Annotated in this window: 28 protein-coding genes; 15 read left to right on the top strand and 13 right to left on the bottom strand. The window is 57.6% G+C overall.

Translation table 11 applies throughout. From position 1 onward, the window contains the following. Both AC0V6K_RS14055 and AC0V6K_RS14050 read left to right on the top strand, forming a co-directional pair. Complete coding sequence (locus AC0V6K_RS14055) at positions 1-669, top strand: crotonase/enoyl-CoA hydratase family protein (RefSeq protein WP_472623287.1); 669 nt, start codon at positions 1-3, stop codon at positions 667-669. Between the two features lie 79 nt (positions 670-748). Further along, a complete protein-coding gene (locus AC0V6K_RS14050; protein ID WP_472623285.1) occupies positions 749-1,915 on the top strand; it encodes a PrnB family protein in 1,167 nt (388 codons plus the stop codon). Between the two features lie 60 nt (positions 1,916-1,975). Here AC0V6K_RS14050 and AC0V6K_RS14045 read toward each other — a convergent pair whose 3' ends face one another. Both AC0V6K_RS14045 and hrcA read right to left on the bottom strand, forming a co-directional pair. Next, positions 1,976-2,554, bottom strand: coding sequence for a nucleotide exchange factor GrpE (locus AC0V6K_RS14045; RefSeq protein ID WP_472623283.1), 579 nt, complete (start codon positions 2,552-2,554; stop codon positions 1,976-1,978). Positions 2,555-2,582: 28 nt separating this feature from the next. Further along, the gene (gene hrcA / locus AC0V6K_RS14040) at positions 2,583-3,626 is read right to left on the bottom strand and encodes a heat-inducible transcriptional repressor HrcA (protein ID WP_472623281.1); all 1,044 of its coding nucleotides are present in this window, start codon (positions 3,624-3,626) and stop codon (positions 2,583-2,585) included. A gap of 75 nt (positions 3,627-3,701) precedes the next feature. Here hrcA and rph point away from each other — a divergent pair, with 75 nt between their 5' ends. Beyond that, positions 3,702-4,415 carry a ribonuclease PH gene (gene rph / locus AC0V6K_RS14035; RefSeq protein ID WP_472623279.1) on the top strand — a complete coding sequence of 238 codons (714 nt, stop codon included), beginning with the start codon at positions 3,702-3,704 and terminating at the stop codon, positions 4,413-4,415. Continuing rightward, on the top strand, positions 4,412-5,050 hold the full coding sequence (rdgB, locus tag AC0V6K_RS14030; RefSeq protein ID WP_472623277.1) for an RdgB/HAM1 family non-canonical purine NTP pyrophosphatase: 639 nt from the start codon (positions 4,412-4,414) through the stop codon (positions 5,048-5,050). The genes rph and rdgB overlap by 4 nt, the downstream gene beginning before the upstream one ends. Here rdgB and AC0V6K_RS14025 read toward each other — a convergent pair. Then, a complete protein-coding gene (locus tag AC0V6K_RS14025) occupies positions 5,032-5,691 on the bottom strand; it encodes a CAP domain-containing protein (RefSeq protein WP_486172673.1) in 660 nt (219 codons plus the stop codon). The two genes, rdgB and AC0V6K_RS14025, sit on opposite strands and share 19 nt — an antisense overlap. On the opposite strand from AC0V6K_RS14025, the gene hemW reads away from it, so the two are divergent. Beyond that, positions 5,596-6,747 (top strand): radical SAM family heme chaperone HemW, encoded by a 1,152-nt coding sequence (hemW, locus tag AC0V6K_RS14020; protein ID WP_472623273.1) that lies wholly within the window; start codon positions 5,596-5,598, stop codon positions 6,745-6,747. The two genes, AC0V6K_RS14025 and hemW, sit on opposite strands and share 96 nt — an antisense overlap. Then, entirely contained in the window at positions 6,744-7,643 is a 900-nt protein-coding gene (locus AC0V6K_RS14015) for a tyrosine recombinase XerC (RefSeq protein WP_472623271.1), read from the top strand. Before hemW ends, AC0V6K_RS14015 begins: the two co-directional genes overlap by 4 nt. Before the next feature lie 44 nt (positions 7,644-7,687). Here the strand turns inward: AC0V6K_RS14015 and AC0V6K_RS14010 are convergent, their stop codons facing one another. From AC0V6K_RS14010 to rsmI, 4 genes are read right to left on the bottom strand one after another with little or no spacing between them, the layout of a single operon-like run. Further along, positions 7,688-8,089 (bottom strand): hypothetical protein, encoded by a 402-nt coding sequence (locus tag AC0V6K_RS14010; protein WP_472623269.1) that lies wholly within the window; start codon positions 8,087-8,089, stop codon positions 7,688-7,690. Between the two features lie 28 nt (positions 8,090-8,117). Then, positions 8,118-9,092: a glutathione synthase gene (gene gshB, locus AC0V6K_RS14005; RefSeq protein WP_472623267.1), complete on the bottom strand. Its 975-nt coding sequence runs from the start codon at positions 9,090-9,092 to the stop codon at positions 8,118-8,120. Positions 9,093-9,119: 27 nt separating this feature from the next. Continuing rightward, the gene (locus tag AC0V6K_RS14000; protein WP_472623265.1) at positions 9,120-9,476 is read right to left on the bottom strand and encodes a YraN family protein; all 357 of its coding nucleotides are present in this window, start codon (positions 9,474-9,476) and stop codon (positions 9,120-9,122) included. Further along, entirely contained in the window at positions 9,473-10,330 is an 858-nt protein-coding gene (rsmI, locus tag AC0V6K_RS13995; RefSeq protein WP_486172672.1) for a 16S rRNA (cytidine(1402)-2'-O)-methyltransferase, read from the bottom strand. The genes AC0V6K_RS14000 and rsmI overlap by 4 nt, the downstream gene beginning before the upstream one ends. A 37-nt stretch (positions 10,331-10,367) precedes the next feature. Here rsmI and AC0V6K_RS13990 point away from each other — a divergent pair, with 37 nt between their 5' ends. From AC0V6K_RS13990 to AC0V6K_RS13975, 4 genes are read left to right on the top strand one after another with little or no spacing between them, the layout of a single operon-like run. Continuing rightward, on the top strand, positions 10,368-11,588 hold the full coding sequence (locus AC0V6K_RS13990) for a penicillin-binding protein activator (protein ID WP_472623261.1): 1,221 nt from the start codon (positions 10,368-10,370) through the stop codon (positions 11,586-11,588). 57 nt (positions 11,589-11,645) lie between these two features. Then, positions 11,646-13,637 (top strand): DNA topoisomerase IV subunit B, encoded by a 1,992-nt coding sequence (parE, locus tag AC0V6K_RS13985; protein WP_472623259.1) that lies wholly within the window; start codon positions 11,646-11,648, stop codon positions 13,635-13,637. Continuing rightward, the gene (locus tag AC0V6K_RS13980) at positions 13,630-14,007 is read left to right on the top strand and encodes a hypothetical protein (RefSeq protein ID WP_472623257.1); all 378 of its coding nucleotides are present in this window, start codon (positions 13,630-13,632) and stop codon (positions 14,005-14,007) included. Before parE ends, AC0V6K_RS13980 begins: the two co-directional genes overlap by 8 nt. Before the next feature lie 36 nt (positions 14,008-14,043). Continuing rightward, complete coding sequence (locus AC0V6K_RS13975) at positions 14,044-15,348, top strand: serine hydrolase (RefSeq protein ID WP_472623255.1); 1,305 nt, start codon at positions 14,044-14,046, stop codon at positions 15,346-15,348. Here the strand turns inward: AC0V6K_RS13975 and AC0V6K_RS13970 are convergent. Beyond that, a complete protein-coding gene (locus tag AC0V6K_RS13970; protein ID WP_472623253.1) occupies positions 15,345-16,580 on the bottom strand; it encodes a bifunctional alpha/beta hydrolase/OsmC family protein in 1,236 nt (411 codons plus the stop codon). The genes AC0V6K_RS13975 and AC0V6K_RS13970 overlap by 4 nt on opposite strands. A 157-nt stretch (positions 16,581-16,737) precedes the next feature. Between AC0V6K_RS13970 and AC0V6K_RS13965 the strand changes: the two genes are divergently transcribed. Next, a complete protein-coding gene (locus AC0V6K_RS13965) occupies positions 16,738-17,595 on the top strand; it encodes an AAA family ATPase (protein ID WP_472623251.1) in 858 nt (285 codons plus the stop codon). 9 nt (positions 17,596-17,604) lie between these two features. Then, the gene (locus AC0V6K_RS13960) at positions 17,605-17,988 is read left to right on the top strand and encodes a hypothetical protein (RefSeq protein WP_472623249.1); all 384 of its coding nucleotides are present in this window, start codon (positions 17,605-17,607) and stop codon (positions 17,986-17,988) included. A 6-nt stretch (positions 17,989-17,994) separates the two neighbouring features. Here AC0V6K_RS13960 and AC0V6K_RS13955 read toward each other — a convergent pair whose 3' ends face one another. Together AC0V6K_RS13955 and AC0V6K_RS13950 are read right to left on the bottom strand one after the other, a co-directional pair. Beyond that, positions 17,995-18,558: a L,D-transpeptidase family protein gene (locus AC0V6K_RS13955; protein WP_472623247.1), complete on the bottom strand. Its 564-nt coding sequence runs from the start codon at positions 18,556-18,558 to the stop codon at positions 17,995-17,997. A 159-nt stretch (positions 18,559-18,717) separates the two neighbouring features. Then, complete coding sequence (locus AC0V6K_RS13950; protein WP_472623245.1) at positions 18,718-20,115, bottom strand: methyl-accepting chemotaxis protein; 1,398 nt, start codon at positions 20,113-20,115, stop codon at positions 18,718-18,720. 126 nt (positions 20,116-20,241) lie between these two features. On the opposite strand from AC0V6K_RS13950, the gene AC0V6K_RS13945 reads away from it, so the two are divergent. Next, complete coding sequence (locus AC0V6K_RS13945) at positions 20,242-21,426, top strand: vWA domain-containing protein (protein WP_472626161.1); 1,185 nt, start codon at positions 20,242-20,244, stop codon at positions 21,424-21,426. A gap of 72 nt (positions 21,427-21,498) precedes the next feature. Here AC0V6K_RS13945 and AC0V6K_RS13940 read toward each other — a convergent pair whose 3' ends face one another. After that, the gene (locus AC0V6K_RS13940; RefSeq protein ID WP_472623243.1) at positions 21,499-22,275 is read right to left on the bottom strand and encodes an energy transducer TonB; all 777 of its coding nucleotides are present in this window, start codon (positions 22,273-22,275) and stop codon (positions 21,499-21,501) included. A gap of 60 nt (positions 22,276-22,335) precedes the next feature. After that, the gene (locus AC0V6K_RS13935) at positions 22,336-23,538 is read right to left on the bottom strand and encodes an exo-beta-N-acetylmuramidase NamZ family protein (RefSeq protein WP_472623241.1); all 1,203 of its coding nucleotides are present in this window, start codon (positions 23,536-23,538) and stop codon (positions 22,336-22,338) included. Between the two features lie 70 nt (positions 23,539-23,608). Here AC0V6K_RS13935 and AC0V6K_RS13930 point away from each other — a divergent pair, with 70 nt between their 5' ends. After that, entirely contained in the window at positions 23,609-24,100 is a 492-nt protein-coding gene (locus tag AC0V6K_RS13930; RefSeq protein ID WP_472623239.1) for a TspO/MBR family protein, read from the top strand. Here the strand turns inward: AC0V6K_RS13930 and AC0V6K_RS13925 are convergent. Beyond that, complete coding sequence (locus tag AC0V6K_RS13925) at positions 24,097-24,612, bottom strand: DOMON domain-containing protein (RefSeq protein WP_472623237.1); 516 nt, start codon at positions 24,610-24,612, stop codon at positions 24,097-24,099. The genes AC0V6K_RS13930 and AC0V6K_RS13925 overlap by 4 nt on opposite strands. Before the next feature lie 77 nt (positions 24,613-24,689). On the opposite strand from AC0V6K_RS13925, the gene tyrS reads away from it, so the two are divergent. Then, the gene (gene tyrS, locus AC0V6K_RS13920; RefSeq protein WP_472623235.1) at positions 24,690-25,919 is read left to right on the top strand and encodes a tyrosine--tRNA ligase; all 1,230 of its coding nucleotides are present in this window, start codon (positions 24,690-24,692) and stop codon (positions 25,917-25,919) included. The last annotated feature ends 27 nt before the right edge of the window (positions 25,920-25,946 follow it).

The following is a 25,946-nucleotide window of genomic DNA, read 5'->3' as shown; positions in this document are numbered from 1 at the left end:
ATGATCACCCACACCCAGGAAGACGGCGTCCACATCATTGCGATGGATGATGGCAAGGTGAACGCGCTGAACAAGCCATTCCTCGATGCGATGATGGCCGCGCTGGCCGAGGCAAAAAAGGATCAAGCGCCGGTTATCATCAAAGGTAAGCCGGGCATCTTCTCCGCCGGTTTCGACTTCAAGGGTTTCTCAGCGGGAGCTGAATCCGCCACCGCGCAATTGCAGGCAGGCAAAGACAACCTCATCGCGATCCTTAGTCACCCGGCTCCAATCGTTACTGTGTGCGAAGGCCATGCCTATCCCGGCGGCGCATTTCTGATGCTCGCCGCAGATCATGCGATCGGCATTGAAGGTGACTTTGTTACCGGAATGAATGAAAGCGCCATTGGCATGGTGCTGCCGCTCTATGCCACCATTCTTGGTATGGCGAAGCTTGCTCCAGCAGGTCGCAAAGCCATCGCGACCGGCGAATTGTTCGACCCGGTCCGTGCCAAGGAAGTCGGTTACTTCGATCGAGTGGTTGCACCTGAAGCGCTGGATGAAACCGTAAAAGGCGTCATCACGCATATGAAATCGCTCAACATGGGCGCTTTCGCGGGCAACAAAGCGATCATCAATGCTCAATTGATCAAGGACTTGAAGGAAAGTCCACTCCCCGAATTTGGGTGATCTTGAGTAAACTGGTTTCACTTGATACCGTCTTGACTGTCCAAGCGGCCAAACCCGCGCTTGGCACAGAGTCATTACAATGGAGATCAAGGACTACGGCCTGACGCGTGAGCGCGGCTATCTATCGCAATACGAAATCGACGAAATCACGCTTCCAAGCCAGTTTGATGAAGTGGTTGAAGCCGCCCGGAACCTCTCGGGCCTGCTGACTTCAGGACAGGTAAGGCGTTGGCTGGACCAATTGCCCGATCCGCAGATCGAAGACTGGGTCAAAGACGCACCCGAAGAGCAAGTCCGCACCGCCATGGTGCATTACAGCTTTCTGGTTCAGGCCTATGTCTGGGGCGAAGACACCCCTCCCCCGCACCTTCCGAGGAACCTCGCCCGACCGATTGCAGCACTAGGCGAGCGACTCGATCAGGCGCCGCTGCTTCCCTATTCTGGTTATGTGCTCGATAACTGGGCGCGCATAGACAAGTCGCAGCCAGTGTCGCTCGACAACATCTACATGGTCCAAAACTTCGCAGGCGGCGATGACGAGAACTGGTTTGTGCTGGTCCACGTCGCAATCGAAGCGGAAGCGGGCGTGCTGCTCGATAACGCAGCAAAGCTGGTCACGATCTCGAACGAGAATGGCGATCCAGCGGATGCCGAGCATCTGCTTTTGGAAATGCACGCTGCGTGGGAACGGATCTACGCGCATTTCGACCGAATGCCGGAACGTTGCGATCCGTACGTCTATTTCCACCGGGTGCGTCCGTACATCCATGGCTGGGCGAACAACCCAGCCCTCGATGGTGGACTGATCTACCAAGGGGTCGAGAAGTTTGACGGCAAACCGCAGGCTTTCCGAGGTCAGACCGGTTCGCAATCAAGCATCGTTCCGGCGATGGATGCGCTGTTCCAGGTTCACCATTCAGACGACCCGCTCAAGAACTTCCTCGATGAGTTGCACGCATACCGTCCGGTGATGCATCGGAGATTCATCGAAGATGTTGCGGTTCAATCGCGCCTGCGCAGCTATGTGGCGGCGAGTGATAGCAAAGACCTGAAAGCTGCGTTCAACGCATGCCTCGAGCAGACCACTCGCTTTCGCACGCGTCATCTCGAATATGCGGCGAGCTATATCAACAAACAGGCAGGATCGATTGCGGGCAATGATCCCGATGTCGGCACTGGCGGCACACCTTTCATGCGGTACCTGAAGAAGCACCGCGACGAAAACCGCGATCAAGCAATCTCGTAAAAACAAGAAAGGCCGGGGCGCTCACAAGCACCCCGGCCTTTTCTTCGATTTGTAGTCCGATTAATCGGGCTTCTTCGCCACACCCACCATAGCAGGACGCAGCAAGCGATCTTTGATCATCCAGCCTGACTGCATTTCCTGCATGATTGTGCCGGGTTCTTCGTCAGCTGATGGAATTTCAATCATCGCCTGATGTTGGTTCGGGTCGAGCGGCATGCCTTTGGCTGCAACACGCTCGATGCCGTTCTGCTTGAAGACCTTTTCCAGCTCACGCTGGGTCGCTTCGATGCCGACCACGAGGCCTTTCATCTTCTCGTCTTCGCGCAAGCTATCGGGGATAGCCTCAACCGCGCGCGAGAGGTTGTCCCAAACGCTTAGGATATCGCGTGCGAAGCCCGTCGCGGCATAATTGCGCGCGTCCTGAATGTCCTTTTCCAAGCGGCGGCGGACGTTTTGCGTCTCGGCCTGTGCGTAGAGCACATCCTGTTTCGCGGTTTCCAGATCGTTCTTGAGAATTTCCAATGCCTCATTCACGTCATCCGCAGCCTCCGCGTCATCCCCTTTGTCCAGGAATTCCTCCGGCACGCCATCCAGTTCTTTTTCAACCGCTTCATCGCGCGGTTTGTCGTTCTCATTCATCTTTAAAGTTTCCAGCTTGGAATGTTGTTCAAGCGATCAATTTGCCCAGTGAACGGGCCGTTAGATCAACCATGGGAACAACGCGAGCATAATTCAACCGCGTGGGGCCGATTACGCCGAGCACGCCGATAACTCTGCCCTCGCGATCGCGATATGGCGAGGCAATGACGCTTGATCCCGAGAGACCGAACAGCCGGTTCTCGCTCCCGATAAAGATGCGTGTTGCATCCGCCTCCCGCGCACTTTCAAGCAATGAGGCAACGGATTGCTTGTCCTCAAGGTCTTCAAGCAGCGAACGCACCCGCTCGATATCGCCCACTGCAGTCTCGTCGAGGAGATTGGCCGCACCCCGGACAATCAAGACGGGGCGTGCATCCGCGTCCTCGCTCCAAACCGCAAGGCCCCGTTCGACAAGATCGCGGCTCGCGTCATCGAGCTGCGTCTTCCCGGTTTTAATCTCTTTCTCGACCGCAAGCACCGCCTCCGCCAGAGTGCGACCTGACAATCGGGCTGTGATGTAATTGCTCGCCTGATCGAAGGCGGTGGTCGCTGCGCTTGGTCCCAACTCGATCACGCGGTTTTCGACACCGCCATCCTCGCCAACCAGAACGGCCAGCGCCCTACCCTGACCCAGATCGACAAGATTGAACTGCGCCAGACGTTGCTCGCGCGTGGGCACCATTACCATGCCCGCCGCGCCTGAGAGATCTGACAGAATCGAACTCGCGCGTTGCAAAGCCTGCTCAACCGGCCCGCTCTCGCCAAGCCTCGCCTCGATCTGCGCGCGCTCGTCATCAGTCGGCTCGGCCACCTGCATCATCCCGTCGACAAAGATGCGGAGCCCCGCATCGGTGGGCAAACGGCCGGCGCTGGTGTGCGGTGCTGCGAGAAGGCCCAAGCCTTCGAGGTCTGCCAGCACCGAACGGATCGAAGCCGGCGAAAGGTTGAGCGCTCCGTCACCAGCCAGAGTCTTCGACCCTACCGGCTGCCCGCTGTCGATATATCCTTCAACCACCCGACGGAAAATCTCGCGGGCGCGGTCTGTCAACTCGGATATAGGTGGCGACGTCATGGGTGGTAATTTAGCCTTTGCTCTTGCCGCCTCAAGCCCGCAGTGCCAATTGCCCGCAATCAATTGGAGACAAATATGCGCCCTTCAGGACGCGCGCCCGATGAAATGCGCGCTATCACCATCGAAACCGGATACACAAAACACGCCGAAGGGTCGTGCCTGATCAGCTTTGGGGATACCAAAGTTCTTTGCACGGCCAGCGTTGAAGAGCGCATTCCACCATGGCTTCGCGGCAAAGGTGAAGGTTGGGTAACCGGCGAGTATTCCATGCTCCCCCGCGCAACGCACACACGCGGTTCACGAGAGGCAGCGCGTGGCAAGCAGTCGGGTCGCACTCAGGAAATTCAGCGCCTGATTGGCCGTTCACTGCGCGCCGTGGTCGATCTGGAAAAGCTCGGCGAACGTCAGATCACGCTCGATTGCGACGTAATTCAGGCCGATGGCGGCACACGCACCGCGTCGATTTCCGGCGCTTGGGTAGCGCTTCGTCTGGCTGTGAACAGTCTCATCGAAGCTGGCGAGATCAAACAGGATCCGATCACCGCCCAAGTCGCGGCTATTTCATGCGGCATCTACAAGGGCACGCCCGTTCTCGACCTCGACTATCCCGAGGATAGCGATGCGGATGCGGATGCCAATTTCGTGCTGATTTCCGGCGGGCAAATTGCCGAGGTTCAAGCCACGGCTGAAGGCGCGACCTATGACGAGGAAGGTCTGCTGCGCCTTCTGCGCCTTGCGAACATCGGCTGCGTGGGCATCTTCAAAGCGCAATTGGACGCGGTGAAGTGACACGCAAGCTCGGCGGAGGCTCACTCGTCATTGCGACGCACAATGCGGGAAAGCTGAAAGAGATTTCGGCCCTGCTTGAGCCCTTTGGCATGAAGTGTCTTTCCGCCGGTTCGCTTGGCTTGCCCGAACCCGCTGAAACGGGCACGACCTTTGTTGAGAACGCCCTGATCAAGGCGCGCGCTTCGGCTGAGGCCTCGGGTCTTGTCGCCTTAGCTGATGACAGCGGTCTGTCGGTAGAGGCGCTGGGCGGTCGCCCCGGCGTTTACACCGCGGATTGGGCCGAACGGCAATGGTTCGAAGGCGAGCCGGGGCGCGACTGGTACATGGCGATGGGCAAGGTCGAGGGGATGCTGCAGCAGCTTGGCCCTGACACGCCCCGTAATGCCGCGTTCCACTGCGTCTTGGCCATCGCGTGGCCCGACGGTGAGCACGCCGTCTATGAGGGAACTTGCCCGGGCGAACTGACATGGCCGCCGCGGGGCGAATTGGGCTTTGGCTATGACCCGGTGTTCGTCCCTTCATCGCGCGAAGGCGACGAGACCTTCGCCGAGATCGACCCAGAAGAGAAGCACGCCATCAGCCATCGCGCTGATGCTTTTGCCAAGCTGGTCGCGGATCAGTTCGGCGCAAGATAAGTCCCAATTACATTCCCTGCCGGATAGTATCGACACACGAGAAAATCGAACTGTCGCCCCTCTGCCTTGGCGCAACCAACCTCACCCGTCGTGCGCCAGACGATCTGCGTGTAATGGCCCACATCGGCCCACTTGCCGGTCTTTGAAACCTCAGGGAATTGGCCGGGCATGAAGAATTGCCTTTCATCGACAAGTGACTGAATCATCTCTGCAAAGGTGAAGCGCCGCTTGGTTCCCATCCAAAGGTTCTCACCTTGCCCGGGACGTTCGCTCCTCGGCGAATGTTTCATACGCGCCGTTCGTGCCAACTCCTTGGCATAGGCCTGTGCCTGTTGTTCCAGCTCGGAATTCCACACAAGGGGCGCACTGCCAAAGTCGGCGCGCGCATCGTTGTGCACCTTAAGCCAGATCTCTTGCCGTGATCCCGTTTCGGCGTGAGCAGGCATCGCCCCAAGGGTAATGTGGGCCAACGCCAAGCCGATGATACGACGAAAAAACATGCCCCAAGCTTGACTTGGCTGCCTTAAGGAAGCCTGAAAGAAGCTATGGCACGCGCGCTTTATATCCACTGGCCCTTTTGCGAGAAAAAGTGCCCTTACTGCGATTTCAATTCGCATGTGCGCGCTGATGTGGATCAGCAAGTGTGGGCCGAAGCACTGGTGGCCGACATGGAAGCCGAAGCGCAGGCAGCAGGCGGAGATCCTCTGACTTCGATCTTCTTCGGTGGGGGCACGCCCTCGCTGATGCCTCCCGTGACGGTCAGCGCACTCCTCGAAAAAGCTCAGGAATTATGGGGCTTTGCCAGCGATATCGAGATTACACTTGAAGCCAATCCTTCCTCCGTTGAAGCGGCGAACTTCGATGCGTTAGCTAGCGCCGGAGTCAACCGTGTATCGCTCGGGGTGCAGTCTCTGGATGACGAAACGCTGCAATGGCTCGGACGGCTCCATGGATCACAAGAGGCATTCAAGGCATTAGAAACGGCGCTCAAGGCGTTCAATCGGGTCAGTTTTGACCTGATCTATGCCCTCCCCAATCAGAAGCCCGAGCAATGGGCGGCACAGTTGGAAACAGCGCTCGGTTTCGGCACTTCACACCTCTCGTTATACCAGCTCACTATCGAGCCCGGCACACGCTTCGCCACCGATGTTCGGCGCGGGGTGTTCGAGCCGCTTGATGATGATGAAGCAGCCGAACTCTTCACGCTTACCCAAGAGATGACAGCAGCAGCGGGCCTGCCCGCCTACGAGATAAGCAACCACGCGCGGCCCGGCGAGGAGAGCCTGCACAACCTCACCTATTGGCGGTATCAGGACTATGCGGGGATCGGTCCCGGCGCGCATGGACGCCGTGGCGGCTTCGCAACCACGCGGCACAAAAAGCCGGAGAACTTTCTCAAAGCGATAAACGAACGTGGGCATGGCATTGCAGAGCAGCGAATGCTGTCGACCAGCGAACAGGCGACCGAAGCTCTTCTGATGGGATTACGACTGGCCGAAGGGCTTGATCTTGCTGATCTCACCCGCCGTTTTGGTTTTGAGCGCGGCGCTTTGATAGACCCAAAGCAACTGGCTCGTTATCGCGACCTGAGCATGGTGTGGTCCGAAGGAAACCGTATCGGTGTAACCTCCAAGGGCTTCCCCCTCCTCGATGGGCTGCTGGCCGAGCTCGTCTCCGATGACTTGGTGTCGGCATGAGTGCGGGCGACATCCTCGAAATTTGGCGCGCGCATCTAACTGACAACCGCCGCCGTTCTCCCCACACCGTCCGCGCCTATTGCTCGGCGGCGCAGCGGTTGCTGGCTGCAAATGGTCTGACATCCTTGGAAGGCGTTGCTGCGATCGAAGCGCATGACCTGCGCCGCCATCTCGCCGCTCGGCGCGCTGAAGGCTTGGCAAACACAAGCGCCGCGCGCGAACTTTCGGCCCTGAAAGCCTTTGTCGCCTTTGCTCGCGCAGAAACAGGCGATCCCGATCCCGCTGCCCCGAGGCTGCGTGGACCGCGCATTAAGAAGGGCCTGCCCCGCCCCGTCACACCAGATGAAGCGAGCAACATCGCCGAGCTCGTGGACGGTACTGCTGCCGATGACTGGGTCGGCGCGCGTGATCGGGCGGTCTTGTTGCTGATGTATGGCAGCGGCCTACGCATTGCCGAAGCTCTGTCGCTCAAAGGTTCGGACGCGCCGCTCGGCGACGTTCTGCAGGTCACCGGAAAAGGCGGCAAGCAACGCATCGTCCCTATCCTGCCCATCACCCGCGACGCGGTGGCCGAATATGCGAGTTCCTGTCCTTGGCCGTTGGAGGCAGACGAACCCTTGTTTCGCGGCGTCAAAGGCGGGCCGCTGTCACCCGGTATGGTGCAAAAGGCGATGGCAAATGCGCGCAAAGCGCTCGGCTTGCCCGACACCGCGACGCCGCACGCATTGCGGCATTCGTTCGCAACGCATTTGCTGGGAGCGGGAGCGGATTTGCGCAGTTTGCAGGAACTGCTTGGGCACGCCTCGCTGGGATCAACCCAGATTTATACCAAGGTCGATGCTGCGAGCCTGCTGGAGAGTTATCGCAATGCGCATCCGCGGGCGAGGAAGGGATAGCATCCTTTTGCACACCTGTCAGACGTTACATAGCGATGGTTCAGCTATCTAATTATCGGCAGTGGCGCAGGTGAGATGCTGACATTGCGCAATGGGGCCATCGACAATATTCCGTTTGACTCCGATAGGAGAAACACCTGAGCAGGGGTCACGTAGCGACACTCGCCATTCTCGAGAGTAAGTCGGACTTTTCTCACCTTATCTGCCCAAGGAGAATACATATCGATGACGACTTTACCATCCTCCGCGCAGAGCTTCATTGGCATGATATGTCCCTCAAAAACTACATTTATTCCCTTGCCAGACGGAATAAAAGTACCATCAGAACTCTTGGGCTGTTTGGCAGGATCGTATTCAAATCGAATTTGCTCTTCCGCGAGAACTGGCGACGCGGCGAAGGTAATTGCGCCAAGCGCCAACACAAACCAACTCAAAGCCTTCAACATTTTTCTCCCAATTTCTCGTAACCTCGGACTAGTGGTTTCCGTTTGATTTTCTAGTCCCCAACCGTCCCTCAATCGCATCCCAGATCATCCCGGTTAGGTCAGTCCCGTCGAACTCAGAAATCGCCACGATCCCAGTCGGCGAAGTCACATTGATCTCGGTCAGATACTTCCCGCCGATCACATCGATACCAACAAAAGTCAGGCCAAGCCGCTTCAACTCCGGTCCCATTGCTTCGCAAATCTCGACTTCGCGCTCAGTCAGGCCAGTCTTCTCCGCGCTGCCGCCCATGGCGAGGTTTGAGCGGAACTCACCCTCGCCCGGAATGCGGTTGATCGCGCCGGCCACTTCACCGTCGATCAAGACGATGCGCTTATCGCCCTCGGAGACCTCGGGGAGGAAGGGCTGAACCATATGCGGTTCGGGCCATGTCTGATTGAACACCTCGAACAGGGCCGTGAGGTTCTCACCATTCTCGGGAATACGGAAGATCGCCTTGCCGCCATTGCCGTGGATCGGCTTGACCACCACCGCGCCGTGCTCGGCCATAAAGCGCTTCACTTCGTCGGGTGAGCGGGTGACCAGCGTTGGCGGCATGAAACGGCGGTAATCCAGCACCATCACCTTTTCAGGCGCGTTGCGGACATTGGCGGGATCGTTGACCACCAGCGTCTCGTCTTTGATCCGCTCAAGAAGATGCGTCGCGGTGATATAGCCCATATGGAACGGCGGATCCTGCCGCATCAGGACGACATCGATATCCTTGCCCAGATCAAGCCGCTGCATCGCGCCTTTGGTGAAGTGGTCACCCTCCACCCGCTGCACCGTAACCGGATAGCATTCGGCATACAGGCGACCATCGGCGTCGAGCGTCAGGCTTTCGACATGATATTCGAAGACTTCATAGCCGCGCTCCTGCGCTGCAAGCATCAGGGCGAAAGAGCTGTCGCCCTTGATATTGATGCTTTCGATGGGGTCCATCTGGACTGCGACTTTAAGCGTCACGCAAATTCTCCGACTGGGTTTGACGCCTCAAGGCATCCAAGCGTTCTCGATGTGGCGTGGCCGTGCGCCGGGTGCAAGCAGCAATACGTCGATGCGGATATCGTCGGCGGGTCCGGCATATTCGTGCGCTACGACTTCGACCGCCGCCGCAACGCGCGCGAGCCGCCTTTCATCGATCGCCAGATCGAGATCTGCGGCTTTCTTACGCCACTTCACCTCAACAAAGACAACCAAACCCGGTTTGCGCGCAATCAGGTCGATTTCCCCGACCTTTGTCTTCACCCTTTCGGCGATAGGCTCAAAGCCTCGCTGCATCAGCCACTGCGCAGCCTCAGCCTCCGCCTCGCGGCCCTTTCGGTCAGCGATGACGCGTTTCTCGCTCATCCGTTTTTCAGCTCGACAGCGCGATCGTAAAGCGTTTGACGATCGAGGCCCGTTGCCTTCGCGACTTTGCCGGCAGCCTTACCAGTGCTCATTTCCTGCAAAGCTTCGCGCAGCATCGCGTCAGTGTCGAAGGATTGTTCCTGCGCCACGGGAGGGCCGACCATCAGGACTATTTCCCCTTTGGGAGTATGCGCTTCGAAATGGGAAATGAGGTCAGCGGCCTGCCCGGTGCGGCATTCTTCGTGTAGTTTGGTGATCTCACGAGCCACGGCGATTTCTCGCTCAGGCCAAAGCTCTGCCATGGTGGAAAGGCTCTTAAGCAGCCGCGGGCCGCTTTCATAGAAGATAAGGGTGGTTTCGATCCTGGCCAATTCTTCCAACACGTCGCGCCGCGCCTTGTCTTTGGGCGGCAGAAAACCGGCGAACATAAATCGGTCATTGGGCAGACCTGACAGCGTGAGCCCTGCAATCGCCGCGCTAGCACCGGGAATGGTTGTAACCGATACACCCGCCTCGCGCGCTGCCTGAACGAGACGATAGCCAGGATCCGAGATCAAAGGCGTCCCCGCATCGCTAACCAACGCGACCGCCTCGGTCTGCGCGCGCTCCGCCAATCGCTCGGCGGCCTCGAGCGAAGCATGGTCGTCATACCGCTGCATCCGCGTGTCGATATCGAAGTGTTTGAGCAGCTTGCCCGTCACCCTTGTGTCTTCACAAGCGATCACAGCACACCGCTTGAGAGTGTCGATTGCCCGCAGAGTCATATCACCCAGATTGCCAATCGGCGTTGCCACGATATAAATACCGGAGCTAAGGGATTGAGACAGGGCTGATTCAGGGGCTTGCGTGTTCACGTAACCTCTTTGAACCAGCGATCAGGGGTCGGCAAGAATGAAGCTTTTGGATGCAGCCATTCGTGGCACGTCGCTTTTTGGAAAAACTCGTGCGGCGTTGAACCGGCGCTCGTTGAGCATTGCGGGCGCTGCCGCGCTTTTGGGAGGCTGTGCGGTCATCCCGGATTCGGGTGTGCCAGAGGCCTCCGCGCCACCACCAGAACCCACTCCGACGGTTGCAGTGCCTGCGCCTACAGCTTTGCCGACAGATGAAACGCGGCATCGTGTGGCACTACTGGTCCCTACCACCGGCAACACCGCTGCGGTTGGTCAGTCATTGGCGAACTCGACCATGATGGCGTTGATTGACGCCAATGCCAGCAACCTGCGCATCACCACCTATGACACCTCCAAAGGCGCTGACGCGGCGGCGCGTCAGGCAATTGCCGACGGCAACCGTCTGATCCTTGGCCCGCTTCTGGCCGAGAACGTGCCCGCTGTTCGCTCGGTCGCGCAGCCTGCGGGTATCCCGGCGATTTCGTTCTCGAACGATACCAATGTCGCCAGCAGCAGCGTGCTGGTGATGGGACACATTCCCGAGCAGTCGATCAATCGCTCGGTCGAATATGCTCGCAGCAAAGGCCTCAGCAAATTTGCCGCGCTTCTGCCCGATGGCGATTATGGCCAGCGGTCGTACAGCGCATTGACCAGCGCGGTGCGAGCTCAGGGTGGCGAGTTGACCGCATTCGAGCGCTACACTCGCAGCAACACTTCGATCATCAGCGCGGCGCAGCGCCTGCGCACACGCGGCGGCTATGACACTGTTTTGATCGCAGACGGCGCGCGTCTCGCTGTCCGCGCGGCAGGTGAACTCAAACGCGGGAGCGACAACCCGCAATTGCTCGGCACCGAGCTGTGGAGCGGCGAGTCCGCCCTCACCCGTTCTGGCGTAGTCAACGGCGCGATCTTCTCCGCCGTGTCCGACGGCCGTTTCAAGCGCTTCTCAGACAGCTACGAAACACGTTTCGGCACCAAGCCCTATCGCATCGCGACCTTGGGGTATGACTCCGTGCTTCTGACCTTGCGTATCGCTCAAAACTGGCGCGTCGGCGACGCATTCCCATCGGCACGCCTGTTTGATGCAGGTGGCTTCTTGGGCGTGGACGGTCCATTCCGTTTCTCCAGCATTGGCGTGGTCGAACGCGCGCTGGAGGTGCGCAAGGTAGAGGGCAACCGGGTCGTGGCTGTGGATGCAGCACCAACCGGCTTCGGGAACTGAGCAAAAATCGATCTGCCTGACTTGTGAGGGCACACCTCTGCGCCCTATATCAAATACATGTCCGACGATCTGTTTGAGAACGCCCCCGCCTCCAGCGGAAACTACGATTCATCCTCGATTGAGGTGCTTGAGGGTCTGGAGCCGGTTCGTCGGCGTCCCGGCATGTATATCGGTGGCACCGATGATCGCGCGCTGCACCACCTCGCTGCCGAAGTTCTCGACAACTCGATGGACGAAGCGGTGGCTGGCCATGCCAACCGCATCGAAATGCGCCTTGACGAAGGCAACCGGCTGAGCATTTCGGACAATGGCCGCGGTATTCCGGTCGATGAGCACCCGAAGTTTCCGGGTAAGTCGACGCTGGAAGTGATCCTTTCCACCCTGCACTCAGGCGGCAAGTTCTCGGGCAAGGCCTATGCCACATCGGGAGGTCTGCACGGTGTGGGCGTTAGCGTGGTCAATGCGCTCTCCTCACACACACGCGTCGAAGTCGCGCGTGACAAGAAGCTGTTCGCGCAAGAGTTTGGCAAAGGACAAACGCTGGGCAAGCTTGAGACCGTGGGCGCAGCGCCCAATCGGCGCGGAACCACTGTAAGCTTCGTTCCCGACACCGAGATCTTTGGCGACCGCAAGTTCAAACCGCATCGTCTGTTCAAGCTTGCGCGCTCCAAGGCCTATCTCTTCGCAGGCGTCGAAATCCGCTGGAAATGCGCACCGTCTCTCGCGAGCGAGGATGTGCCGGAAGAAGCGACATTCAAATTCCCCGGCGGCCTTGCCGATCACCTTTCTGAACAAATCGGTCAGCGCGAATGCGTGACCGCGCAGCCCTTCACCGGCACTCAGGAGTTTCCCGAGAACGAGGCGGGCCAGTCGCAGGGTAAGGTGGAATGGGCGGTCGCTTGGCCGCTATACTCCGATGGGTCGACCAGCTGGTACTGTAACACCGTCCCCACCCCCGATGGTGGCACGCACGAGCAGGGTGTTCGTGCGGCGCTGACCAAAGGGCTGCGCGCGTTTGGCGAATTGACCGGAGCCAAGAAGGCAAAGGACATCACTGCCGATGATGTGATGACCGGCGCGGAGATCATGCTCAGCGTCTTCATTCGCGATCCGCAGTTCCAGTCGCAGACCAAAGACCGGCTGACTTCTCCCGAGGCTTCGCGCCTTGTCGAGAATGCAGTTCGCGACCACTTCGACCACTTCCTCACCGACAATATGGAGCGCGGCAAAGCGCTTCTGGGCGAGGTGATGGACCGCATGGAAGAGCGCATGCGCCGCAAGCAGGAACGCGAAATCAAGCGGAAGACTGCGACCAATGCGAAGAAGCTGCGCCTGCCCGGAAAACTCACCGATTGTTCTGGGGAAGGAGACCGCGAAACCGAGCTTTTCATCGTCGAAGGGGACTCGGCGGGTGGCAGTGCCAAACAGGCTCGAGACCGCAAGACACAAGCGATCCTTCCCATTCGAGGCAAGATCCTCAATGTGGCCAGCGCAACGGCTGACAAGATCCGCGCAAACTCCGAGATTGCCGACCTCTCGCTCGCGCTCGGCTGCGGAACGCGCAAAGACTGTGATGCGGAAAACCTGCGTTACGACCGGATAATCATTATGACTGACGCGGACGTTGACGGCGCGCACATCGCGACGCTCCTGATGACGTTCTTCTTCCAAGAAATGCCCGACGTGGTTCGCAAGGGTCACCTCTTCCTCGCCCAGCCTCCGCTCTATCGCCTAACCGCTGGGAAAGAGAGCCGCTACGCGCGAGACGATGCTCACCGAGCCGAGCTGGAAGCCACGGTCTTCAAAGGGAAAAAGGTCGAAGTCGGCCGCTTTAAGGGTCTGGGCGAAATGAACCCGCAGCAGCTGCGCGAAACGACCATGAACCCAGATACTCGTTCGCTGGTTCGCATCACCCTCCCCCAGGAATTCGAGGACCGCGCAGGCGTTGCGCGGCTGGTCGACGAACTGATGGGCCGCAACCCGGAACACCGATTCAATTTCATACAAAACCGCGCGGGCGAAATGGACCGCGATATGATTGATGCCTGATCCGGACGATCCAAAATACCCCGACCCGCGCGAAGAGGATATCATGGCGGGTGATCGGCGGATTTCTCGACCTGATAGCGCCCTGCCCGATTGGTACATCCCGGACACGCAATATCGCCCGATACCAATCGCGTGGTTTGCCGCTGCGATCATAATCCAGACTGTCGTCATCTCGACGATCTTCTTCGTTCTGATCAACAAGAGCGGCTGGTTCACAATCGGCCTTGCCGCACTTTCAAGCGGAATAATCTACGCCTGGTCATGGGACCGCGGGATCCGTTCGGCGGGTACGGGATGGCAGACCGCTACAGCTGTCGCGATGCTGATTCAGTTTGCGCTCATATGTATTGGGACAAGCGCTCGCTTGTAGCTCCTTACTCCAATTAGGATCCAGAGAGGCAAAGCAATGATTTCTCGTATTCTCCTTGCCGTAAGCCTGTCTGTGGCCCTTCCCCTGCATGCCCAAACACCCAATGAGACGGAACCGAACGCTTCCGACTCGCAGGCCGAACCTGCGCTTGAGGCACGCGCTTCTCAAGTGGTTGATCTCTTGAACCAAGAGCTTGAGGGAGAATACGATGAGGTATTTTCCGAACGCTTTCTTCAAGCGGTTTCGCCCACGCAACTGGACGCATTGTCAGCTCAAATCACAGACAATTTTGGTGCTGCTCTAGCGGTTGAAGAGCTGTCCAATCCTTCGGCGAACCAGTCATCGCTGATTATCCGCCTCGAACGCGGCATTGCGCGAGGGCAAATCGCGATTGACCCGGAACAGGAAAACAAAATCGTCGGGCTGAGATTTACTTCGCTCGAGCCAATCAATGACACGATTGAAAAGATCGAATCCGATCTGGCCGAACTCCCTGGTGAAGTGAGCGCTTACTTCACCCGTCTGGATGACAGCGATCCTGTTCTATCAATCAATGCCGACAAACAATTGGCCATCGGATCCACGTTCAAGCTCTATGTGCTCGCCGCCCTATCTCAAGACATCGAGCGGGGTCATCGCAAGTGGGATGATGTGGTTGCCCTTGATGTTAAGAGCTTTCCCAGCGGGCAGATGCAGGATTGGCCGGATGGTGCGCCAGTGACCCTTCATACGCTGGCGAGCATGATGATCTCGATCAGCGACAACACCGCTACCGATCAATTGATGAAGGTTGTCGGCCATGACCGATTGAAGGCTATGCTGCTGGCGAGCGGCCATTCCCAGATCAGTCTGAATTCACCATTCTTGACGACCCGTCAGTTGTTCCAATTGAAAGGTGGCCCAAAGGAACGTGTCGAGGCTTATCGCAATGGAGACAAGATCGAACGCTCGGACATTCTGGCCGAAATTGAAAACACCCGCGTTGACCAAGAAGCGATCAATGCAGCGTTTGCCGATGGCCCGTTCGCTCTCGATATTGAGTGGTTCGCAAGTGGGGCTGACCTCGCAAACCTCTTCAAGCACTTGGGCACATTCGCAGATGAAACGACGTGGGATATTCTCTCGATCAACAAGAGTATTACGCCAAGTGCCCGGAAAGGGTGGTCGTATGTCGGCTATAAAGGCGGATCCGAACCCGGTGTTCTAAATCTCACATGGATGCTCGAAGATGTGAGCGGCAAACACTACGTCCTCTCGCTCGGTTGGAACAACCCGGAAGCCACATTGGACAACAGCAAGCTGGAGCTGATTGCTCAGCGGATTCTGTCTTTGCCGCGCTAACCCGACAAACCCTGCACAACTTCATGCGTGTGGATGTGCAGGTGCCCTTCCAGCGTGCGGTGAACTGGGCATTTGTCCGCAATCTCGATGAGCCTTTTGCGCTGATCGTCTGAAAGCTCGCTGCCCAAAATCTCTATATCGCGATGCAATGCCTGAGCAGGCATGCCCTCCTCCTCGGCCGACAATGTGTGCCCGCAGTCCTCGGCGTGGTTGCGCTGATGAGTGAGATGAATCCGCGTACCCTCGAACGGCCATTTCTTCCGATCGGCATACATCTTCATCGTCATTGCGGTGCATGTGCCCAGCGCGGAAAGCAGCAGGTCATAAGGCGTCGGCCCCGTGTCATCGCCGCCGAAGCTCAAAGGTTCGTCCGCAACGAAGTTATGCGACGTGGTGTGTACCTCAGTTCCAAATTTGCCATTGCCGGTTTGGACTACGACACCTTCGTCCGGCATCGGCCAGCCCTCGCGCATAGGCAAATATCGCGTCGCCCAGTTGGCGATTACTCCAGCAGCGAATGATGCATCTTCGGATTGTGTCAGCAAATGATCAGCACCGGCTAAGCTCACAAAACTCTTTGGATGGAATGCCGCGTCAAAGAGAGCGCTGGCGTGTTCGATCCCCACAATCGTGTCGGTTGGCGAGTGCATGGCAAGGAATGGCACGCGCAGGCCCTTCACCAATTCCAGCAGGTCAACCGACCGGGTGTTTTCAAGAAACGTCTTTCCAAGAAGGAATGGCCGACCACCAATGGTAACTTCGCCCTGCCCGTCCCGTTCAATCTGCTCAATATCGCCCTCAATATTGTGCAGCACATGAGGAACATCAGACGGTGCACCAATCGTAGCCACCGACGCGACGGTCTCCGCGCCAAGTTCACTTGCCGCAGCGAGCACCGCCGCGCCGCCCAAACTGTGACCGACCAGCAGCAACTTTTGCCCAAACCGGTCTTGCATCGCGCGGCTGATCGCAACCAAGTCTCCGATATCAGCGGTAAAGCCAGCCTCTCCGAATTCTCCATCGCTACCGCCCAAACCCGTGAAGTCGAAACGCACAGTTGCGATGCCCTGGGCGGCCAGAGCGCGCGAAACACTGATCGCGGCCCTGCTCTGCTTGGTGCAGGTAAAGCAGTGCGCGAAGACGGCGGCACCACGAACCAACCCGGTTGGCAGCTCGAGTGAACCCGATAGCGCATGCGCGCCGTTATCTATGGTGATCGTTTCGCTTGGCATCGCTGTCCTCCTTCTGCCTGCCTAACACGGCTGGTTCGCAGCACCGAAGCAAAGGTTACGAGCAGCTCGGGGAATGTCCTCTTGCACGATGCGGTTCGCCGCCCTAACGCTGCGCACCGATAAATCAGTTTCTATTCCAGACCAATCAGGAGCCCCCATGGCGCAGCCCACCCGTTTTGAAGGCACCAGCAACTACATCGCAACCGAAGATCTGAAGGTTGCGGTCAACGCCGCGGCTACTCTTCGCCGCCCACTGCTGGTCAAAGGTGAGCCGGGAACGGGCAAGACCGTGCTCGCCCATGAAGTCGCCAAGGCGATGGGTGCGCCATTGATCGAATGGAACATCAAGTCTTCGACCAAGGCACAACAGGGCCTTTATGAATATGATGCTGTGGCTCGCCTTCGCGACGGTCAGCTGGGTGAAGAGCGGGTTCACGACATCCGCAACTACATCAAGAAGGGTAAGCTTTGGGAAGCTTTCACTTCGCCCGAGCTCCCAGTTCTTCTGATCGACGAGATCGACAAGGCGGACATCGAGTTCCCGAACGACCTTCTGCAAGAGCTCGATCGTATGAGCTTCGATGTGTACGAAACCCAGGAGCGCGTGGAAGCCAAAGAGCGCCCCATCGTTGTCATCACCTCGAACAACGAAAAGGAACTGCCTGATGCGTTCCTGCGCCGGTGCTTCTTCCACTACATCAAGTTCCCGGACCGCGACACGATGCAGGAAATCATCGATGTCCACTTCCCCGACATTCAGAAGACGCTGGTCAAAAAGGCGATGGATATCTTCTATGAGCTGCGTGAAGTGCCCGGCCTGAAGAAGAAGCCAAGCACCAGCGAGCTGCTCGATTGGCTCAAGCTGTTGATGAATGAAGACATGCCGCTCGAGACCCTGCAAGACAGCAACCCGAACAACGCCATCCCGCCATTGCACGGCGCGCTGCTCAAGAACGAGCAGGATGTGATGATGTTCGAACGCCTCGCCTTTATGGCTCGCCGCAACCCAACTTAAATCACACCATTGCTCCGCATTTCAGCCATTCTCGCTGTCCTGACAGGCGTTCTACTCGCCTTGGGAGAGGTTCAGGCAAACTGGGGCGATTGGCAGTGGTGGCCGTGGTGGCTCGTCGACTTCGTGGCTGCGGCGATGTTGGTGCTTGGCGGAGCGTGGTCGATTTCCGGAAGGCGCTTCGGTAACGTAACGCTTATTGCCGGTTGGGCATTCACCGCAGGCATGGTCTGGATGTCGCTTGCTGGTAACATCGCTGACGGCGTCGATGCCGGTCGCGATGCTAGAATGATGGGCGGCTACGTTATGTCGCTCGCAATGCTCCTGGCGACATCGGCGATCGGGCTATTGCTTGCGGCCTTCGGCACGGCAACCCGCATCACGTCAGCAGACTAGCGCCACTCAATACCGCCTCAGCACACTTGGATGAATGGGCACCGTAGTCTCATTGTTCCGTGCAAGCGCAAGTGCGCTGAACGCAGTGGGCAATGGCTGGTCAGAGATTATCACTGCCGTGTTGCCGTAAGAGGTGACCGCGAACAGGTCGCTCGCGAAGTCTTTCGGGATGCGGACACAGCCATTTGATGCGGGATAGCCCGGAAGAGCGCCAGCATGCAGCGCAATCCCATCCCACGTAAGCCGCTGCATGAATGGCATCGGGGCTCCATCATAAAGGTTTGAATAGTGCTCTTCGCGCTTTTGCAGGATCGCGTACAAACCCGACGGCGTTTCCTTCCCCCGTTTGCCCTTGGATACCGGTGAGGTTCGCCACAAATTGCCGCGACTGAAAACATGCATCGTCTGGGATGGTTTGCTGACAACGATCACGATGCCGTTGTGAAAGACCTCGGCCAGCGTTTTGGTCGGAGGTGGGGGAATGACCGTTTCTGGAGAAGTCAGAAAGAATGGCTTGTGGGTCGCGAGGCTGTTTCCCGCTTCGTTCTGAGCGCTGTCAGTGGCGGGCACGCACCCGGCCATGAGCAAGGCCGCTCCCGCTCCTACGATTACGAGTGTCCCATTAGCCCGCACAACGCCCCCCGTTTACCAGCTATGGCGGGCAGGATATGCAGAAAAGCAGCTTACAGCAAGTTGAGTGCCCAATAGGTGCTGAGAAGCAGGCCGAAACTAGATGCTGTATGCAAGTTCAAAGTCGCCCCAGCGCTTGCCATTGATGTACATCGGTACAAAAATGTTGCGAACGACCACATAGTTCTTGCCGTCGCCCTCCTGACGATAGACTGCCATCATGTAGGGTGCGGTGCTCGACTTGGCCTTTTTGTCCTGAGGATCGAACAAGATACGCCCATTACGGCAGTATTTCGTGTCATGCGCCAAATCACCGGTGGGCGCGCGCGACATCTCGCTGATGTGGGTTGGCAGGAAGCCATTGATATCGGTGCAGGCAGCAGCGCTAATGCCCTGCCCGTCGGCCTTGGCCTGATCCAGCAATGGCTGCCAATGCTTGTCAGCCCAATCCGACAGTCCTGTTGAAAAACGTTGCGGATTGCTGCCAGCAATTGGACGGTAATCGTGATCGAACAGCCAATCTTCGCGCAGATCGCCGGCTTCAACGGCCTTTTCAGCAAACTCGCAGATTTGCTTTGCGAACTTCTGAGCATGCTCGACCATCAGGCTGTCTTGCGGGCTCAGGCCTGCGTGGACGATGCGATCAAACATCTCGCTGGCGGTGAGTTCTAGCTCTTCCATTTTGACCTGCGCACCTTGGAGGTGACCTTCGTTGCGGATCGCAGCTTCGTCAAAACTGGAAAGAACTTCTTGGACAGCGCCCACATGGTCGCTGATCGTGCCTGTTGATCGTGCAATCACATCGTTCTGACGGTCCACTTCTTCAACCAGACCACCAACGCTGCTGATCGTATTTTCAATGCTGGCAACAGAAGCTTTTGCTTCGCCGCTGGCATGGGCGCCCTCTTCGATCCGCCCGATCATGACGCCAGCTTCTTCGCCGAGATTGTCGATGGTTTGCGCAATCTCAACGGTGGCCTTGCGCGTATCGTTCGCGAGCCCTTTCACTTCGCTTGCGACCACGGCAAACGTGCGGCCTGCTTCCCCAGCGCGCATCGCTTCAATCGTGGCGTTTAAGGCGAGGATATTTGTCGTCTCTGCGATGTCCTCAATGTCTTTGGCGCTGCGTCGCACTTGCTCCATGGCAGCCGAGAAGCTGGTGACATGCTGGCCAAGTGTATCCACCAATTCGAGCAAAGAGTTGATCTGCGCCAGTGACGACTGGATCATCGACGTGCCTTCACCCAATCGCTCGATCGCACGTTCAGAAAGCAGGCGCGCTTCGTCACTTGCTTCGGAAACTTTGGATTGATCCGCCTCAAGAGCGGTCACCGTGCCTTGAAGCGCTTCATGCTCTTCGCGCAGGCGCTCAGACGATTGGATAACGGCTTGAACCACACCGGCTACATCGCTGCAGCCGACAGTCACAGAGCCGCAGCTCTCCGGAATTTGGCTCAATGCGGTCGATGTTTCAGTGTTTATCTTTATAGATTCCATGCGAACCCCCGATGTGTGCAAGGCGTCTAAACAGCGATGGTTAGCGAAGGGTTAAGTGATACCCACTGGTCAGGATTTTTCCGAAGGAGGCTAGCGCGCTTGCGATCCGCGGGGTATTGGCCCGACATGTTCTTCAACTTCACCGATGAATTGCGCGCCGCGGGAATTGGCGCGAGCTTTAAGGAACACCTCACCCTGCTGGAGGCGCTCGACAAGGACGTGATCGAGCAGACGCCAGAGGCGTTCTATTATCTCTCCCGCGCCACTTTCGTGAAAGACGAAGGGTTGATCGACAAGTTCGATCAGGTTTTTCACAAAGTCTTCAAAGGCATTCTCACTGACTACGGCCAGAATCCGGTCGAAATCCCAGAGGACTGGCTGAAAGCCGTCGCTGAAAAGATGCTCAGCCCTGAGGAAATGGCCGAGATCGAGAAACTCGGCGATTGGGACGAGATCATGAAGACGCTCAAGGAGCACCTCGAAGAGCAGGAAAAGCGCCATGAGGGCGGCAATAAGTGGGTCGGCACAGGCGGCACCTCACCATTTGGCAATTCAGGCTACAATCCAGAAGGCGTGCGTATCGGCGGTGAGAGCCGGCACAAGAAAGCGATCAAGGTCTGGGAAAAGCGCGAGTTCAAAAATCTCGACAACACGAAAGAACTTGGCACGCGCAACATCAAGATGGCGCTGCGTCGCCTCCGCCGCTTTGCTCGTGAAGGTAATCCTGACCAGCTCGATCTGGATGCGACGATTGATGGCACCGCCAAACAAGGCTGGCTCGATATCCATATGCGCCCGGAGCGCCGCAATGCGGTGAAGCTGCTGCTGTTCCTCGACGTTGGCGGGTCAATGGATCCCTTCATCAAACTGGTCGAAGAATTGTTCAGCGCAGCAACGGCCGAGTTCAAGAACCTCGAGTTTTTCTACTTCCACAACTGCCTCTATGAAGGCGTGTGGAAGGACAACAAACGTCGTTGGCAAGAGCGGACCAAGACCTGGGACGTGCTCCACAAATACGGGCATGACTACAAGGTGATCTTCGTCGGTGATGCTGCGATGAGCCCTTACGAGATCTCGCACGCAGGCGGCAGCGTCGAACATATGAACGAAGAAGCGGGCGTCACGTGGATGCAGCGCGTGACCAACACCTATCCAGCGACCGTTTGGCTGAACCCCGTGCCGGAAAAGCAGTGGGGCTACTCTCAATCGACCAAGATGTTGAAGGAACTGGTCAACGACCGCATGTTTCCTCTAACACTCGATGGGTTGGATGATGCCATGCGAGAATTGAGCCGCAAACAAGGGCATTGAATGAGGCCCAGTCTCCGGCCTGCCGCAATCACTCACCCTTGTATGCAACCAAGCGCAGTTCTGCGTGACCGGCTATTGGCCCAATTCAAAACGCAGTTTTGACTGAAAGCGCACGCCGCGGGCGTCGGTCCCGTCTTTCAGCCGCGGCTCTGGCTTAGCGCGACGGAAAATTCGACGCTCTGCGTTGCGAAACGCCGAGGCGTTTTCGGCAGGCTCGAATGACAATTGCCGACAAATAACTGAGAGATCGATCTGAATTTGACACTCGATGGTCATTAGACCCTCAAGCTCTTTTCGCAGCGCGCGGGCAGGATAGTGACTTCCGGCATAGGTGTTGAGCGGCATATCGATGAGCGACGTCTCCACCAAGGGCCCCGAATTCAGATCAACCTTTGGTGCCGGAATTTCAGGAACGTCCAATACCATATCAACCCGTCGGCTAAGTGGTTGCTCATCGGCAAGGCGCGCGTTGTATCGTGGAAAATCAATCCCTTTGCTCCAAGCCCTCACAAGACGCATAGTCAAATACTGATCATCGCTTAGATCATCTTTGGCGATGCATGACGAGACGGGGATACGCCCGGATTGTCCAATATGGCAGGTTACCGGAAGGGATGTCGCAGGCAGGCTCTCGGTGCGGCCAGAAAATGCGTAGTAGTGATTGGAGATCGGCGCATCAACGGGCGTAACAGAGTGGATTCCAGCATTCGGGAACTTCTGGGAGTAAAACTTCCGATCAGTGTCGTAGCGACCGCTTGTCACCGTAACAGGCGGCTCACCTTCATAAGCGACCGGGACCGGCCGATCATCGACCCACAATAGCTTGGTTTGGGTGGCACGAGGGCTCACGCAGCCTGCCAACGCAAGCATGACCAAGATTGGAACGAATGCGCCTCGCATGAACAGTGCCTAATACAACAACAATTGCCGCACACTGGCGACCCACGCCGCCTCATCATGCGCGGCCAGCTGATCCAAATCATGCGGCGTGGCATTCGGATTATCAACCCATTCGCGCAACGACGGCCCGCCATTGATCACATCAATGGCGAGCACGTTGTCGGTGTATTCGTATTTGAAATCAGTCCCGCGCCAGATTTCGTAATCTGGGTAGAGATTGCGGATCGCTTTAAACGCAAGCGCCTGCATCCGCCATGGTTTGAAAGCATGGTGATCATAATGCGGACCCTCTGCGTGAATCATCAAGGCGTTGCAGAGCTTTCCTGTGTGCTTATGGAAGGTTGGCTCGAACCAGCAATCCCGCAAAGCAGCGCCTTGGCGCCACTCGGGTGCGAGCTTTTGCATCTCCGCGAGCACCGCCTTCGCGTCGATGTCTGGCGCGCCGAATAGCACCTCCAACGGACGCGTGGTGCCTCTGCCCTCGCTAACCGTGGCTCCCTCAATCATAACTGTTCCGGCGTAGGCACGGGCCATGTTCACGCTAGCGGCGTTGGGCGACGGATTGATCCAGATGCGATCGGTGGGCCAGCCATTGCCCTCTCCGTCGGGATCCCAGCCCTCCATGGGGATCACCCGGTAGTCCACGTCGAGCCCAAAATGCTCGATAAACCAGTCCCCCATTTCGCCCATCGTCAAGCCGTGGCGCATCGGCATCGGTGCCGCGCCAACAAAGCTCTCATGCCCCGGCACTAAGAGCGTTCCTTCCACCGGGCGCCCGGCAGGATTTGGACGGTCCAGGACCCACACTGTCTTGCCGTGCTTGGCAGCCTCTTCCAACAGGTAGAGCAACGTTGTGACAAAGGTGTAGATACGGCAGCCAAGATCTTGAAGATCGTAAAGAAAGACATCCGCACCCGACATCATTTGCCCTGTCGGACGGCGCACCTCACCGTACAAAGAGAAGACAGGAATATTGTACGTCGGATCGAGCTCGTCCTGCGTCTCGACCATGTTGTCTTGCTTGTCGCCCTTAAGCCCATGCTGCGGGCCAAACGCGCTGCTGACATTCACGCCCGCCGCAATGAGTGCATCGAGGCTATGCGTCAGATCCGCTGTTACGCTGGCAGGATGCGCAACGAGCGCCACGCGTTTGCCTTTGAGTTCACCCAGCAGATCAGGATCCGCGAGAAGTCGATCAATTCCAAATTGCATGCGCCGGAGTTGGAACAGGCTTCGCTCAAACGCAATGGTATTTGGGGCTTTCGCCCCTTATAAAGCGGTTATGGATTGGACGATTGCTGGAATTGCGGCCGCGTGGGCTATCATTCTTGGTGGTGCCGGAGGCGCACTGACTGAGATCGGCCAGTGGTATCGCGAGTTGAAGAAACCCAGTTGGCAACCGCCTGATTGGCTTTTTGGTCCCGCATGGACTGTCATTCTCGGGCTCTCTGCGTGGAGCTTCTATCGCGCTTGGATAGCTGCACCGACTGCCGCCGATCAATTGATCGTTGGCGGCCTGTTTTCAGTGAACTTCGTTCTGCACCTGCTGTGGTCCCCACTGTTCTTCAAAATCAAGCGCCCCGATTGGGCGTTGTTCGAGAACATCTTCCTGTGGCTCTCGGTGCTGTCGCTATGCCTCGTGCTGCCACGATACGACAGTCTCGCCGCTTGGCTGAACGTGCCCTATATTTGCTGGGTCAGTTTTGCGTTTCTGCTGAACCGGGAGATTGTGAAGCTCAATGGGCCGTTTGGTGACAAAGAGGTAGAGGCTTAGCGCTCAATTATGAGCTGGCGACATGCTTCCGAATGAAACTCGGGCTTGCCCGGCGGAAACGCGAGCGCCCAGAACTGAATTCCGCCATCGGCATGTTCGACAACGGCATTAAGCGCGACCTGCGCAGGGTCGGGTAACTCGGCGGCAATGCTCGCTTTCAGGATCAATTCCCGCTCGTTATGAGAGCACGACACTGAAATCGCGTCGACAGGCGCATCGCGCATCCCTTCACGAAATGAGTCGAAATCGTAAGCTGCCCAGCGCCCCGATGGCGACAAGTTGAATTCGCGATACCAACTCCCTCCGATAGGTTGCCAGAAGACCTCGAAGCAACTGGTCTGCCACAGATTGTCGGTCCGGGCCGAAGGTGCCGGTTGAGGAACCTTGATGCGGGTGATTTCGCCTTCAAAGCGAAATTCGGCCTCACACCCCAATTCAGTAGCGTTCAGAGCAGCGGTAACAGCGCGGATCGGTCCCAGATCACAGGTCCGGTGAAGCATAAGCGGTTGCATGCCATCCCTATTGCCAATGCAATCAGGCTCCGCAAGTCACTTCCCCTCACCCAAAGCGCTGTTAAGCGCAGCGCGTTATGAGTGAAGCATACGAATCCGATCTGCTGCGACTGCTTGAAGAACGCGGCTACATCCACCAGGTGACAGACCCCGGCGCGCTCGATCAGCTTGCCGCAAAATCGGTCGTGCCCGGGTATATTGGCTTCGATGCGACCGCGCCGAGCCTGCATGTCGGCAGCCTTGTGCAAATCATGATGCTGCGGCGGCTTCAACAGGCCGGGCATAAGCCCATCGTGGTCATGGGCGGCGGCACCACAAAGATCGGCGACCCTTCCGGAAAGGATGAAAGCCGTAAACTTCTGACGCCTGAACTGATCGACGAGAACATCGCGACTATTCGTACCGTGTTCGAGCGGCTGCTGACTTTCGGTGATGGTCCGACCGATGCGGTGATGGTCAACAACGATGAGTGGCTTTCGCAGCTGGGTTACATCGACATGCTGCGCGATGTTGGCCCGCACTTCACGATCAACCGGATGCTGACATTTGACTCGGTTCGATTGCGTCTTGATCGCGAACAGCCGCTCACATTCCTCGAATTCAATTACATGATCCTGCAGGCCTTCGACTTCCTCGAGCTTGCGCGCCGTTATGATTGCCGGCTTCAGATGGGCGGGTCCGATCAGTGGGGCAATATCGTCAATGGCATGGAGCTGGGCCGCCGAATGGAAGGCCGCGACCTGTTCGGCCTAACCACCCCGCTGCTTACCACAGCCGACGGTGCGAAAATGGGCAAAACCGCTGCAGGAGCCGTGTGGCTGAACGAAGATCAGCTGCCCGCGTATGATTTCTGGCAATATTGGCGCAACACGGATGACCGCGACGTTGGACGGTTCCTCAAACTGTTCACCGATCTTCCGCTTGATGAAATTGCCCGGCTTGAAGCGCTCGAAGGCGCGGACATTAACGCGGCAAAAGAGGTCCTTGCCAACGAGGTCACAATACTGGTGCGCGGTGAAGAAGCCGCTCATGCGGCAGCGGCCACAGCGCTCGAGACGTTCGCTGGCGGTGGTGCCGGTGATGATCTACCGACTCTTTCCGTCGGCGCCGAGGGCATGCGCATTGGTCAGGTGCTTACCGAGCTCGGTTTCACTGCATCCAATGGCGAAGCCAAACGCAAGCTTGCTGAAGGCGCCGTCAAGCTGGACGGTGAACCGGTCAAAGACCCCGGCCATGTCGTGACTGTTGGCGGTGAGAGCATCAAGCTTAGCCTCGGCAAAAAGAAGCATGCGCTCATCACAAGCTGACCCTTACAATAACCGTCTGGTCGACGG

The organism is Erythrobacter sp. S43 (assembly GCF_057364955.1).
Note: the sequence above shows the minus strand (reverse complement) of the source record. Positions and strands in the feature narration are given on the sequence as shown.